General features: G+C 44.7%; 7 protein-coding genes. 6 read left to right on the top strand and 1 reads right to left on the bottom strand.

Features of this window, described 5'->3' with window-relative positions; translation table 11 throughout:
• Positions 1-87: 87 nt before the first annotated feature.
• On the top strand, positions 88-2,016 hold the full coding sequence (locus tag AB9P05_RS22865) for a polysaccharide biosynthesis protein (protein ID WP_371911163.1): 1,929 nt from the start codon (positions 88-90) through the stop codon (positions 2,014-2,016).
• 286 nt (positions 2,017-2,302) lie between these two features.
• Here AB9P05_RS22865 and AB9P05_RS22860 read toward each other — a convergent pair whose 3' ends face one another.
• Positions 2,303-3,163: a DUF6089 family protein gene (locus tag AB9P05_RS22860; RefSeq protein ID WP_371911162.1), complete on the bottom strand. Its 861-nt coding sequence runs from the start codon at positions 3,161-3,163 to the stop codon at positions 2,303-2,305.
• A gap of 274 nt (positions 3,164-3,437) precedes the next feature.
• Between AB9P05_RS22860 and AB9P05_RS22855 the strand changes: the two genes are divergently transcribed.
• The 5 genes from AB9P05_RS22855 (at position 3,438) to AB9P05_RS22835 (ending at position 15,247) form a co-directional block, all read left to right on the top strand.
• Positions 3,438-4,022, top strand: a complete 585-nt coding sequence (locus tag AB9P05_RS22855) for a phage tail protein (RefSeq protein ID WP_371911161.1) — start codon at positions 3,438-3,440, stop codon at positions 4,020-4,022.
• Between the two features lie 5 nt (positions 4,023-4,027).
• Entirely contained in the window at positions 4,028-4,609 is a 582-nt protein-coding gene (locus tag AB9P05_RS22850; RefSeq protein ID WP_371911160.1) for a phage tail protein, read from the top strand.
• A gap of 50 nt (positions 4,610-4,659) precedes the next feature.
• The gene (locus AB9P05_RS22845) at positions 4,660-5,709 is read left to right on the top strand and encodes a hypothetical protein (RefSeq protein WP_371911159.1); all 1,050 of its coding nucleotides are present in this window, start codon (positions 4,660-4,662) and stop codon (positions 5,707-5,709) included.
• Between the two features lie 351 nt (positions 5,710-6,060).
• Entirely contained in the window at positions 6,061-14,238 is an 8,178-nt protein-coding gene (locus AB9P05_RS22840) for a Calx-beta domain-containing protein (RefSeq protein WP_371911158.1), read from the top strand.
• A gap of 19 nt (positions 14,239-14,257) precedes the next feature.
• Positions 14,258-15,247 carry a type IX secretion system membrane protein PorP/SprF gene (locus AB9P05_RS22835; protein ID WP_371911157.1) on the top strand — a complete coding sequence of 330 codons (990 nt, stop codon included), beginning with the start codon at positions 14,258-14,260 and terminating at the stop codon, positions 15,245-15,247.
• Positions 15,248-15,341 lie beyond the last annotated feature (94 nt).

Genomic DNA, 15,341 nt, shown 5'->3' with positions numbered 1-15,341 from the left:
TTCATAGGCTGTATCTTTACAGATGCATTGAATTTTTTAATGAGGGAGAGAGATTTTTTCACAAGGCGTGATTTTTAAAATATGGTAATGACAAATTTTATCAGAAGTTTAAAGATAATTCCCCGATGGATTATTTTACTGATAGACCTTGCCGTCATACTTTTATCGGTCTGGATTGCATATTCCTTAAGGTTTAACTTTGTGTTGAGCGATGTTATTGCCCAGCAGCCAGAGGTAACTCTTGGTCTGTACCTTATGGCCTCTCTTATTTCTATCCTATTGACCCAGAGTTATGCCGGTATTATCCGCTATACCAGCCTTCAGGATGGCCTTAGGTTACTTATCACCGTAACACTTACCTCCGTTCTGATCTTTTGTGGCTCAGTAATCTATCGTTATGTTACTGATGTTAGCCTCGTTCCCGTATCCGTTATACTTATCACATACTTTTGCAGTATTACCCTGCTGTTTCTTTACCGCATGCTTGTCAAGTATGTGTTTAGCTACTATGCAGAAGTAATGAAAGTAAGGCAGAAGGCCCTTATTTTCGGTGCCGGTCAGGGTGGACTTCTTACCAAGCAGGTAATTGATGAAGAGGCCGCCTCAAAAATTCGTGTGGTGGGATTTCTTGAAGATGATCCACGCAAGATTGGTAAGTTCATGAAAGGCGTCCGCATTTATGACGCAGAAAAAGATATAGTAAGACTTATCAAGAGAAATCATATCAAGGAGCTTATCATAACCGTCAAGAACATTACGTTGGAGCGGAAAAATGAGCTTGTTGATATTTGCCTAAAGCATTCTGTAAAGGTCCGGTCTGTTCCCCCGGCCGATAAATGGGTAAATGGCGAACTTTCCCTGAAGCAGATCAAAGAAGTTAATATAGAAGATCTTCTTGGTCGGGAGAGTATAGTACTTGATAGCCAGAATGTAAAGAGAGAAATATTAGGCAAATGTGTGCTCATTTCCGGTGCAGCCGGTTCCATCGGTAGTGAAATAGTTCGTCAGGTACTCCAGTTTCAGCCCAGAGAAGTCATATTGGTAGACCAGAGCGAATCTGCTTTATATGAAATCGAACGTGAAATATCTCCGTATTTCACTATGGTACAGGTGCATATTATCCTGGCAGATATCCGCAACAGTGAACGGATGAGACAAATTTTCTCCACCTACCGCCCTAATATAGTCTATCATGCGGCTGCTTATAAGCACGTTCCCATGATGGAACAGAACGTCACCGAAGCAATAAGGTCCAATGTGCTGGGCACTAAGGTCTTGTCAGACCTTTCCGTGCGCTATGAGGTGGAGAAGTTCGTGATGATTAGTACGGATAAGGCAGTAAATCCCACCAGTGTAATGGGAGCTTCCAAAAGGATATCCGAAATTTACGTCCAGTCACTGAACGATAAGCTTAAAAAGACAGGTGATAAACATACCCTCTTTATCACCACAAGGTTTGGAAACGTATTAGGCTCCAATGGTTCTGTCATTCCCCTATTTAAAAAGCAAATTGCTGCAGGGGGGCCGCTTACGGTTACCCACCCTGACGTTACTCGGTACTTTATGACCATCCCTGAAGCTTGTCAACTTGTGTTGGAGGCAGGAGCAATGGGTAACGGTGGTGAGATATTCATCTTCGATATGGGTAAATCCATTAAGATAGCAGACCTTGCACGGAAGATGATAAGGCTCAGCGGTTTGGTGGAAAACAGGGATATTGAGATTGTCTTTACTGGCCTTCGCGAAGGGGAAAAGCTGTACGAAGAACTTCTAAACGATTCGGAAAACAACCTCCCAACTCATCACAATAAAATTATGTGTGCACAGGTTCGTGAAATCGCATACCATGATGTGCTGCCCTTGATACGCGAGCTGATTGATTTGGCCAAAGGTACTGACGACATGGCTATTGTAGCACAGATGAAACAGATCGTACCTGAATACAAAAGCCATGCATCGCGTTTCGAAGAGTTAGACTCTGAACAGCAAGCCACTGCTGATCTGGCCCTTCGGTAATTGCCTAAATAATTCAACACTAATAATTAAAAAGCCACTGCTGAAATTTCAGCAGTGGCTTTTTAATGCTTCTCCACCTCCACGTCTATCATCTTGTGATGAATACCATACTTTTCCTATACTTAGGCGGCCTAAAGAACCTTAGTAAGGTTAGCAAAATAATAAAGCAATAACTCTGTGCTGGGTTCTTGAATTGATGTACTATTCCAGCCGGATGGAGTAATGAGAGCATATAAAAAGCCCACCCCATCAGGGGTAGGCTTAAATTCTTTATGGAAGGCAGACCTTACCTTCTGTAAGGGCTTCTTCTTGCTCGGTAAGGATTGTTTCTCACCAGGCCTGGAGTCAGGTAATATTCCAGGGAAAATTTAAGAAGTAAATAACCGTCATTCTTATCAGGGTTTCCTCTCAAAGTTCCTGCTGGAACCGGATCAAACCCTAACTCCTGGCGCCTGTCTGCCAGCGTACGCTCCGCCTCATTGGCAAAAGCGCTCTGTGGGATATATGTGTCACTCACATCATCCAGATAATCGCTGAATACCACACGATAGCCTACCTCAGCGTTGAAATTGAGGAAGTTACTTATCCTTAACTTCACACCTCCCCCGAAAGGCAGCACCGGGATTATGCTGGCGTATTCTTCACCTTCCGTTTGAATAGGGCGGAGATCGTAAGATTCACCGTTCAGGTTTGCAGTAGGGTTATTAGTCGTTGCACCTATACCAGCAAATAAATAGGGGTTAGCTATGGGTCTTCTATAAAAGGACGTAGCATCCAACGAATACCAGTGAAAGACACCTACCACGTTCCACTCAAAATTAGTAGCCTCAAATGATAGATTTCTTTTCTTCCTGCTTTGCTCAAATTCTCCTTTCGCGTTAGCATCATTGCCGGAGATGTGATATACGGAAATGTCCGATCTGAGTGCCCATCTGTCACGCAAGGCATACTGAAAACCAATTCCGGCATTCCAGTCTGTTTTAAGAATAACCCCATCATTTTGGAGCTCCCCGTAATAAGTGGATAGGCCACCACCGAATAAAAATGTTAGCCGCTGATTTCTGATCCTCCTATAGTACTGTGCATCAGCAGTAGAAACACCCAGGGTGATTAAAAAAAGTGCTATTAAAAATAGTCTGTTAATCATGATGCCGATTTAATTGACAATGCAATATACTAAAGTACCTGCAATTTCGATTGTTTGAACAATTCCTCTGTTTGATCCGGTAAGGTAAGGCTTTGTTGTTTTTTAAAAAAATATAGGCATGAAAGGTTTCCTTCTCTTTAAGTGTAAATCAAATAAAGGAAAAGCCACATATTGAGCTCAGGTCAGATAGAAAATTTATCATTACCTGTTACGAATTTTTATCTGAGCCAATTAATGAACTAGAAATTAAACTCAAACACTAAATTTTAGCGCAATGGATGACGCATTTATCGGTATGGTGGTGCCTTGGGCCCCAAACTTTGCTCCGCGCAACTGGGCGTTCTGTCATGGGCAGTTACTAGCTATATCAAGCAATACAGCTTTATTTTCTCTGATCGGCACTACTTATGGAGGAGATGGTCGCACAACTTTCGCATTACCTGATCTCAGAGGTAGGGCTATCGTAGGTCAGGGGGATGGTCCTGGTCTATCGATGAGACCTTTGGGACAAAAAGGGGGACTGGAAAATGTTACTCTTAACATTACTGAAATACCTTCTCATACTCATTCATCAGTAACTACTGGGCTACAAGCAAATATTGGAGTGAGTAGCCAGCCAGCAGATGAAGTTACACCTTCCAATGGTATGGTACTGGCAGCCGCTAACTCTATTGAAGGCGTAGATGTAAATGCTTATAAATCAGGTGTGGCTCCTGACGTTAGTCTTGCAGGTGGGACTGTTTCTGGTCAGGTTACTATTGGAAGCACCGGTGGAAACCTTTCTCACAATAATATGCAGCCCTATACTGTGCTGAACTACATCATTTGCATGTACGGTATTTTCCCACCTAGAAGTTAATCACTATGGCCTTAAATTATTTAGGAAATGTGGTAGCATGGGCTCCCAATTATGCACCTCAAAATTGGATGTTCTGCAAAGGGCAGTTACTACCTATAGCAAATTATACAGCCTTATACTCTTTAGTGGGCAACTACTACGGCGGTGATGGACGAACCACTTTTGCACTACCTGATTTACAGGGTAGAATGGTGGTTGGAGAAGGCAACGGCCCCGGAATCACCACTAAAATACTGGGGCGACGGGGTGGTGTAGAAACTGACCAACTGGATATTATGCATATACCTACTCATGGCCACTCGGCTGTTTCCAATATGTCGTTGGAGATACAAGCATCATCCAGTGAGGGGAATAGTCATGTGCCGCAAAATAATGATACCCTAGCTTCATTTGGCGCACCAGATTTTGGGTACGTATATAATGGGTATAATTCCGAGCCAGCAAATATAGTTCTAAACGGAGGTAATGTATCAGGTCAGGTAGAATTAGGATACACAGGAGGAAATAACTCCCACTATAACATGATGCCATACTCTGTCTTGAATTACATAATCTGTGTAAACGGAATTTACCCAAGCAGAAGTTAAAGTAACCTCTATCAAGTTTTGATCAGCCCCCGCTAGCGGGGGCTCTTTTTATGATTATTACAACTATCGTTCCTTATTCAAGCCTTTACCCTAAACTGGGGAAGCAACTCAAAAAAGGGCTTCAGCCACTGTATGAAGATCCGGGATGTGACATGACTTACGAGTACATTTCGGAGGGCTCTGTAGGCGAGTTAAATAATAAAATCAAAGCAGCCATCACAGGAGGCAGTGACCTGATCATTGCCTTGCTAAGCAGGTTCCAGAGACAGTCTATAGCAGAAATAATAGAGCGGAGTGAAGTGCCTGTCCTTGCACTGGACTCTGGGGAGTTTCTGCCTTACGCTCCTGAAAACGAATATGTGATACCCCATTCACTAGGGTTATGGAAAGAGACGTTCGCTCATGGCCTGTATACAGGTGGGGTAGAGGGCCGAACTATGATTTCTCTCGCGTTCTATGAAGCAGGCTATCAGTTTCTTTCGTCATTTATGCTTGGCATGCAACAAAGGGGAGATGAAGATTACGAGCTTTTTGTAAATGCTGGTAATAGTGAACAGAGTCTCTTTGACTTACAGCGAATGAAGGATGTTGTGGAGAGGTCTTCTATTAACTATTTGATTGCTTGTGTTTCCGGGAGTGAACTTGGTGAAGTAATGAATGGCTGGAATGATACATTGCCACCCTTAGGCTTACTATCTACATTCCATCCGTTTAAATTTAATAATGAGCGCCTCACCAGGGCTTATTTTGCTCTGCCTGAAAGCCATACTCCTGATGGGTTTAATTTTCAAGGTGATTTCAGGTTAGAAAAGCGGCATTATGAATGGTTAGGAGCCAGTGCCTCTTATATAGTTAATCAGGCCATAGGCATGCCTGGAGAATTAGATGATAATCTGAGGAAAATCGCCTTGGAATTTAATCCTGAACTTGAATCAACTTCCCAATTCAATGCGATAGTGTACCTGATGGAGGTAGCGGGTAAACGCATAACTCCCATAGAGAAGGTAAATGAAATTAGTGAATTGTTGAATCCCGGTGTTCTTTCTGCTTCAGCAGATCAGTACCTCAGTGGCTTTACAGAACCCTACCTGTGTCACTGATTATGTTTACTTCTGTAAAATATTACAAGGTAAGCATATTTAGATATAAAATTAATAGTCTGTAACTACGTACTTGATTGGTATTATTCTTATTTAAGAATAGAATATACTACTATTTTGCCTTATTTAGTTGTTCAAATAGCCAGGCCTATCCTTCATTCATTCACCCGATTATAAAAAAATACCGGGTTAAGATTACGTTCGGATTAGCTTAGACTATTAAGGGTGATTTTCGAGCCCGCAGAATTTAGCTCAAATTAGAACGATCAATAGTGAAGATTGCTGATGGAGAACAAATACATTTCTACCAGTTTTAGGTTTTTTCTTATAGCCGCATTTTTCATTTGCGGCTTGTCAACCCAAAGCCATGGCCAGTTAGTTTACGATACTACCGTAGGTACCCAGGGAACAGGTAACGTACAGTTTAATTTCCTTGAGGGCATAGCTTCTGGGCCTACTGGAAAAATTTTTGTAGCTGACCGAGGTAATGATAGGGTACAAATTCTAAATGCTGATTATTCTTATAGTGGCGAGTTTGGTTCTGCAGGAAGTGGTAATGGTCAATTTAATAATGTTGTAGACCTGGACATAGATAATGCAGGTAATATTTATGCTCTAGACCGATCTGACCACCGTCTGCAGGTTTTTAATAGCTCCTTCACTTACCAGTTTCAAATTGGCACGACAGGAACTTTTGGTTCAGGTAATAGCCAGTTTCGGTTTCCAGAAAGCGTTGCTGTAGATAACGATAACAACTTAATTTATATTGCGGACCGTGGAAATGACCGGGTTCAAGTATTTAATACTTCCGGTTCGTATATACGTACTATACCGGTTACTTATCCATCTGATGTTCATGTAGCTTCTACGGGAAATATATTTGTGGTTGCTTTGACTACAGATATGGTATACGAATACACCTCTACCGGAATTCTCGTAAATAGTATTAATGGAGGTGGCGGATCTGGAAATGGTCAGTTTGATATCCCTACAGGTATTGCCATCGATGCTGCTGACAACCTTTATGTGGTTGACAGGAATAATGATCGAATAGCTGTATTTAATTCTTCTGGGGTTTGGCAGTACAACATCACTACGCCTAATGCTTCCGGTGCTAATGGATTTACGCTCCCAACTGATGCAACTATTGATGGTAATGGAAACTTATTAGTAACAGAGGTTTCTGAACATCACTTTGAAGTGTTTGCCTCTCCGGTAGTAGCCCCTACAGTCACCCTTTCCGTTACACCTGCATCAGTAGCTGAAAATGGAGGAACTTTAACACTTAAAGCGACTCTTTCTAATACCTATACCAGTGATGTAACGGTAAATCTAGTCTATTCAGGAACAGCTACCGGTAGCGGAGTAGACTACTCAGGCCCAGCCTCTATTATAGTGCCTGCAGGAAATACCTCCGCAGATGCAAACATCACAATCGTCAATGATGCAACGGATGAGGATGATGAAAGTATCATCGTTGACATATCTTCCGTAACTAATGGTACAGAGTCAGGTACGCAGCAGGTGACTGCTACAATTACCGATGATGATGCGGCTCCTGCATTGTCTGTAAATGACCCTGCCATTTCCGAGGCCCTGTCTCCGTTGAGCTTTACCGTTTCACTCTCTGCAGCAAGTGCAAAAACCATTAGTGTAAACTACCTTACGGCAGACAATACGGCATTGGCCGGAGCAGATTATTCTTCAGTTAGTGGCACGCTCACATTCAATCCCGGAGAAACGACAAAGACTGTTAATGTACCGGTGTTAAATGATGTGATAGATGAGAATGACGAATCATTTGCCCTTAATCTCTCGTCCCCCGTTAATGCTACTATTGCTGATTCACAGGGAATAGCCACTATTACTGATGATGATGCACAACCTACGCTTACCCTCAGTACGCTTAACTCGGCCATTGGTGAAGATGGTGGAAGTAGCTACATCCGGTATCAGTTAAGTGCTCCCTCAGGTAAGGTTGTAACCTTTAATTTTGTCGTATTGACAGGCAATGTTGACGATGCGACTGAAGGTGTGGATTATACCCTTACGCAGAAAGCAATTACTATCCCCATCGGCCAGGTGCTGGATAGCATTCGTGTAACCTCCATAGCAGATGCTTTGGTCGAGGGCGATGAAACCGTTAGACTGGATGCGAACTCAGTGGTTAACGCTACCGATGGCACAAGCCCGGTTATAGTGACAATTCAGGATGCGGATGCCGCTGCTCTATCCATAAATGATGTTACCGAAACAGAAGGCAATACCCTCACCTTTACAGTCACCCTCAATAATACCGTTCAGGGAGGACTTACAGTAGACTACGCCACATCTGATAATACAGCTATTGCAGGTAGTGACTACACTGCTGCCAGCGGCACACTCTCTTTCACAGGAACCGCAGGCGAAACACAGACCTTTGCCGTAAATACCACTGGCGATACTCAATTTGAGGCTGATGAAACCTTCAACGTAGGTCTCAGCAATATTTCGGGTCTTTCAAATGGACAGAATGTAACATTTGCTGATGCTACAGGAGTAGGTACCATAGTAAACGATGATACCGCTCCTGCTATTTCCATAAATGATGTGACCGCAGGCGAAGGGGCCGGCACAATGACCTTTACTGTATCACTATCTGCTTCCAGTGGCTTGCCTGTATCTGTAGCCTATGCTACTGCTGATAATACGGCTATAGCAGGAACTGACTACACGGCTACATCAGGTACCCTGAACTTTGCAGCCGGTGAAACCTCTAAAACTGTGAATGTGGCTATTACAGATGATAGTGCTGATGAAGCTGATGAAACCCTGTTTTTCAATTTATCTTCAGCGGTTAATGCCTCAATAGCAGATAGTCAGGGAACAGGTACTATAACTGATAATGATACTCCTCCTGTAATATCAGTAGCGGATGCAAATGCTTCTGAAGCAGCGGGCCAGGTAACCTTTAGTGTTTCATTATCCGGCTCCAGTACCAATACCATTACTGTGGCATATGCAACTCTTAATGGAACAGCTTCTGCCGGTACAGATTATACAACGACAACAGGTACCCTAACCTTTAACCCCGGTGAAACCACAAAATCGGTGAACGTTCCAGTCATTAATGATGACATTGATGAGGGGGACGAGAATTTTGTTATTAACCTTTCTTCGCCGGTTAACGCTACTATAGCAGATAGCCAGGGTACAGGGGTAATTAATGATGATGACACATTTGGCGTTACCCTGAGCACAACCACTGTTAATGTTCAGGAGAACGGTACTAACGGATCCTATACAATCGTACTTGATAGTGAGCCTACCGCAGATGTAGTTGTAAGCTTTATAACTGATTCTCAGATTCAGGCGATATCTTCCCTGACTTTCACTCCAGGTAACTGGGACACTCCCCAGTCAGTAACCGTAGTGGCTATAAACGATCTGATCGATGAGGCAAATCCCCATACTGGCACCATACAGCATAGTCTGGCAAGTTCTGATGTGAACTACAATGGTGCTTCAGTTTCAGACGTAACCGCCAGCATCCAGGATGACGACGCTGCCGGGCTCTTCGTTACAGCTTCTACAGTGGACGTAACTGAAGATGGAGCCACAGACACATACCGCATCAGGCTTACTTCAGAACCGGTAGCAGATGTAACGGTATCATTTGTTACGGATGCCCAGCTTAATACAATAGCTGATATCACCTTTACTCCATCTAATTGGAATAACCTGCAAACCGTAACCGTGGCGGCGACGGATGATGATGTGGCCGAAGGCTCTCATACATCTGTTATTCAACACAGTATCAGTTCAACAGACCCTTTTTATGATGGGCTGAATGTGAGTGGTCAGAATGTGACCGCCACTATTGCTGATAACGATACTGCAGGTATCACCCTGAGCAAAACAAGTGTGACAGTAGCTGAAGATGGAACAGTCACTGATTCATATACAATAGCTTTGACATCTGAGCCAGTAAGCCCTGTGACCATCAGCTTCAATACTGGAGCAGATATTACAGCTATCGCCGATGTGGTTTTCACTGCAAATGGTGCTGATGCCTGGGATACCCCTAAGACAATAAATGTCACTGCGGTAGATGATGGAGTATGCGAAGGTCCGGAAACGGTATCTATAACACACAGTGCAACAAGTACAGACGGTACTTACGATGGAATAGACCTTTCTTCACAAAGTGTAACTGTGGATATACTCGATGATGGTCCGGCTACAGCCGCTGCCATTATCGATCAGGCCTCACAGGAAGTATGTGAGAGCACCTTCGCCCTTTCGGCAAATGCCCCAGCAAGCGGAGAAACCGGCGCCTGGTCAAGTACTACCTCTGGCGTAACCTTCACGAGTCCCTCAGCCAATACCACCAGTGTAAATCTGGTGCCTGGTGCAAATAATATCACCTGGACGATTAGTAAGGGAGGATGTGAAATAAGTACCTCTATAACAATCACCAATAATGAGGTAACCACCGTTGCCAATATCATTCAGTCAGACATGGGTATTTGCTCAAACTCCGTAGCACTAAGTGCTTCCGCAGTAGATGCAGGCGAAAGTGGTGTCTGGAGTAGTGCAAGTGGTCTGGTGAATTTCTCGCCAAATGCCTCTGCCCAGAATGTAACGGCAACAGATATTCCTGTTGGTGAAGAAACAATCTACTATACCGTCAGAAGAGGAGGGAGCACCATCTGTGAGCCAAGCATTGATTCGGTAAGTATTACCAATTACGATGTTACGGCCAGCGTAAATACAGCCAATACAGAGGTGTGTGATGGTACAGCCTCGCTTTCTGCCCAGCCCGCTCCGTCCGGTATTACCGGCACGTGGACTGGTCCCGCAGGAGCAGTGTTCAGTCCGGATATCAACAGCCCCAATGTGAGCGTTAGCAATATTCCTGCCGGGGCCCAAACATTTACGTGGACATTGGATCTGGCCGCTTGTGGCAACTCTTCTGATAACGTGGTAATTACGAATAATGAAGTAACTACCATAGCGTCTATTTCAAATCCGGCTGGTGAAATTTGTTCATCCACCTTGGAACTGACTGGAAATACACCGGCAGCAGGAGAAATAGGTACATGGACCGGACCTGGAAGTGTCGTATTTGATGATGCTAACAGCCCAACCGCGGTTGCCAGTAACATACCTTCAGGTACTGTCACTTTCACTTGGACTATTTCCCGTGGGGGATGTACACCCAGTGTGGCTACTGTAAACTTTACTAATAACACTGTCCAGTCTACCGTCAATATTATGAATTCGGATAACTCTGAAACGTGTGACGGTACAGTAGCCCTGAGTGCAACCAACCTGCTAAGTGGTGAATCAGGTGTATGGACAGGACCTTCCGGAGTAATTATTAGTAGCCCTACCAGCAATAACACCAATGCCACCGCTTTGGTAGCCGGTGACAATCAGTTTATCTGGAGTGTAACCAGAGGAGGATGTGTAGCGCGTGATACTGTAGTTATCGTAAACAACGAACTTCAGGCCGTAGCGTCTATATCCACTGTTACACAAGAAGTGTGTGTAAATACTTTTGCTATAGAGGCCAGTACGCCTGCTAACGGCGAAACTGGTACCTGGACCGGACCGGCAGGAGTCACTTTTGCCGATGCCAACAATCCGGTAACTACTGTAAATAACCTGGCAGCCGGAGCCAATACACTCACTTGGACAATCACCAGGGGAGGATGTAGCTCAAATGCTCAGGTTACGCTCACCAATAACCAGGTGAATACTGTAGCACAGATTACCTCTCCCGGATCAGACTCTGAAGTATGTAATAACACTATCAGCCTGACGGCAGGAGCCGCCGATACATCAAACGGTGAATCCGGACAGTGGAGCGGGCCCTCCGGTGTAATCTTTAACCCTACTGCATCATCAGCCAGTGTGACGGTTTCTAACCTTCTGCCTGGTGATAATGTATTCGTGTGGACTATTAGCAAAGGTGGTTGTACGCCAAGTACTGATACAGTAACTATTACCAATAACCAGGTGCTCTCTACTGCATCCGTACTGACACCCGCACAGCAAACCTGTGATGCCAGCATACAATTACAGGCAAATGCCATTGCTGCTGGTGAAACAGGTACGTGGACCGGGCCTGCAGGTGTGACCTTTAGCCCTAATGCCAATGACCGTGAGGCCGTTGCCGAGAACCTTATTTTCGGTGAAAATAAACTTTACTGGTCCATTGGCAGAGGTGGTTGTGATCCTTCTGTGGACAGCGTGACCATTACACGTAATGAGCCTGCTGCTGTTGTAACAGACCCAGTTAGTCAGGTGCTTTGCCCCGGTGATCAACTTGTATTATCAGTGGATGTGAGTGGTACATCGCCCTTCACCTATGAGTGGAGAAAGAACGGTGTAAGAGTACCAGGTGCCAATCAGCAAACTCTGACAATTGATAATATCACAGCCAGTAATGCTGGTACATACACTGTAAGAGTAGATAATATTTGCGGCGTACAGGTAACCAGTGGTGATGCGGTTGTTTCAGTTAATGATCCCGTTCAGATTACAGCACAGCCTCAGACAGATATAACCTGTGAGGGCGGTGATATTAGCTTCGGTATTTCAGCCGGTGGCACAGGGCTTACTATCAGATGGCAGGAAAATGACGGTGCCGGTTGGTCAGATATTGCGGAAGGTGGTGTCTATAGTGGCACGCAAACGGCTACCCTGACTATCAGTGGTACACCGGCTTCGCTGAACGGTTACCAGTACCGTGCAGTGGCCAGTGGAGATTGTGGCGATGTGATCTCAGATCCTGCAACACTTAATCAATACGATCCGCTGACAGGTGGCACTATTAATGACGATCAACAGATATGCTTTAATACGGTTCCCGATCAGTTAATCACGCTGATTGCCTCTGAAGGGGGTGACGGCACCTATGATTATCAGTGGGAAGTATCCGTGGATAACGTAACCTTCACAGATATAGCAGGAGCTACAGGTGAGAACTACCAACCCGAAGCCCTTACTCAGACTACCTATTACAGGAGAAGAGTAACAGCCGGAAGCAGTTGTGGTACTGAGTTGTCCAATGTGCTTACTATAGAAGTACTGCCCGGTACCTCACCAGGTACTATCGCCGGTGACCAGACAGTATGCTTTAATACCGTTCCCGCTACTCTTACTTCTCAAACCGACGCCAGTGGTGGTGGCAGTATAACTTACCAGTGGGAAGAGTCAGTAGACGGAACATTATGGGATGAAATAGCCGGTGCTAATAGTCCTGAGTTCACTCCGGGTGCTCTTACCGTGTCCACCATGTACAGACGGAAAGTTGTCTACAACGGTGGCGGCTGTGGTGAGGAATACAGCAATAGTGTAACTGTGGATGTATTCAGTGATATCCTTGCCGGGGAGATAGGCAATGATCAGGTAGTAGCCAGTACGGCCACACCCGACCCTATTCTTTCCATAGCTCCGGCACAGGGAGGTGACGGAAATTATACCTACCAGTGGCAGTCTTCTACAGACGGATTGAACTGGACAGATATTGCAGGTGCCAATGCAGAGTCTTACTCTCCGGATAATACGATGACAACATTCTTCAGACGAGTGGTCACCTCCGGAAGTTCTTGTGGTAGCGCTATTACTAATGAAGTACTGGTGCGTATAAATAATGCTCCGGTGGCTTCCGATATCTCCATCAACCTGGATGAGGACGTTCCATTCAACCTGTCTGAAGCTACTTTCCTTAATGGATATGTAGATAATGACGGAGATGATTTACAGCAAATCAGAATAGAGACAGTTCCTTCAAATGGTGAATTACAGATCAATGGTGTGCCTGTATTTGCAGGTGACATTATTGACGTGGCAGACCTTACAGAGTTCTTCTTTATTCCAGATACAGACTATAGCGGTTCTGATCTATTTGCTTACTCTGCCGGAGATGGCACTGAGTTTTCAAATTCTGCCTCTGTAAACCTTAATGTTAGGCCGGTGAATGATCCTCCTGTGATCAGCCCGATAGATGACATTGTCATTGGAGTAGGGGAGGTAATTCCTGTGTCACTATTCACTGTGACAGACCCGGACAGTGACCTTTCTGAGATCACTGTGACGGCCTCTACAGATAATAACGCTCTCATCAACTCACTGGATGTGACAGATAACGGAGGCGGTGACTATAGCTTGACTATTACAGTAAATAATGCGGCGGGTATTGCTATCGTAACCGTCACCGCATCTGATGGCCAGGATCAATCGACCCAGACATTCCTGTTCCAGCTCGAACCACGTATTACAGACGTGCCGAACCTGCTTATTATTAATGGCGCAGAAAGGAACAGAACCTGGGGTATTTCTCACTTCGGAATCAGTGACCCTGTGCGTATCAATGTTTACGACGAATCAGGAACTGTCCTTTTCGAAACCACAGACCCTTCTCGTGAGTGGGATGGTACATACAATGGTGACTTAGTTTCTAATGGAGTGTATTACTACACCATTGAGATAGACAGCCGTGAAGAAGTACTTCAGGGGGCATTAAAAGTGATTAGATAATATCATGATGACCGGTATAATGAAAAAATTAGCGTGTGTAATTCTGCTGGTATTTCTGGTTCAGAGTGCTATGGCACAGTCTGCCTATCATCTTAGTCAGTATTGGCAGGTGCCTTACCTCTATAACCCGGCTGCAACAGGTGCGGATGAAATGATCGATTTTCGGGCTGGTTTCCGTCAGCAATGGAGTGGATTTGATCAGTCGCCATCCTCATTCTTTGCCGGTGTTAACCTTATGGTTGATGCCCTGGGAAATAGCGGAGGCGCTTCCGGAGGGGGGAAGTTTTACACCGGGGGCAGTAGCGGAAGCCTGTTATCAGGAACTCATGGGCTCGGAGTATTTGCGAGACGCAGCACCATGGGGCCCTTCAGTACTACCCAGGGACTTGTCTCATATGCCTATCACTTGGCGCTGGACCGTAAGTTTTCCGCTTCGCTTGGTGTGGCAGCCGGAATCAGCAATAATGGCATAGAGCAGGGAGATGTCATAGTCAGAGAAGTAAACGACCCTGCCTACCTTGCTCTTATGGAAAATAGTGGCAGCATGTCTTTTTTTGACCTCAATGCTGGAATATCAGTATATAGTACAGAGATGTACTTTGGGTATGCAGCTAATCAGATCGTTAAAAGCGCTATTTCATCGCCGGAAGGCCTGGAAGAGCCAGAGTTTGCTATAGGGCACTACATTTCTGCCGGATATCGCGCAGAAATAACCCCCGAACTCGAACTACTGCCTAGCACCCTGGTACGTATCCAGACCGCTGATGATGTGCTGTTTGACGTAAACCTTAAAGCCAGATGGAATCAAATGTTATGGGGAGGCGTGAGCTACCGCCATCAGGATGCTATAAGTGTAATGCTGGGTATTTTCACTAAGCAAAATTTTAATTTTGGGTACTCATACGATGTTGTTACCGGCAACGTCAGCGATTACACCAATGGTACTCATGAGGTCACAGTAGGTTACATTATCAATAAAGGAGAGACCAGGTTGCCGCTTTTCTTCTGATAGAATCCTTTCTATAATAAAAACACTCGCCGATAGCTGAATCGGCGGGTGTTTTTCGTTTGTAAATGGCTTGAGGTTGCAATTGATAAATATT

The organism is Roseivirga sp. BDSF3-8, from assembly GCF_041449215.1.
GTDB lineage: Bacteria > Bacteroidota > Bacteroidia > Cytophagales > Cyclobacteriaceae > JBGNFV01.
The sequence above is the reverse complement of the archived record's forward strand: the minus strand, read 5'-3'. Positions and strand labels throughout refer to the sequence as shown.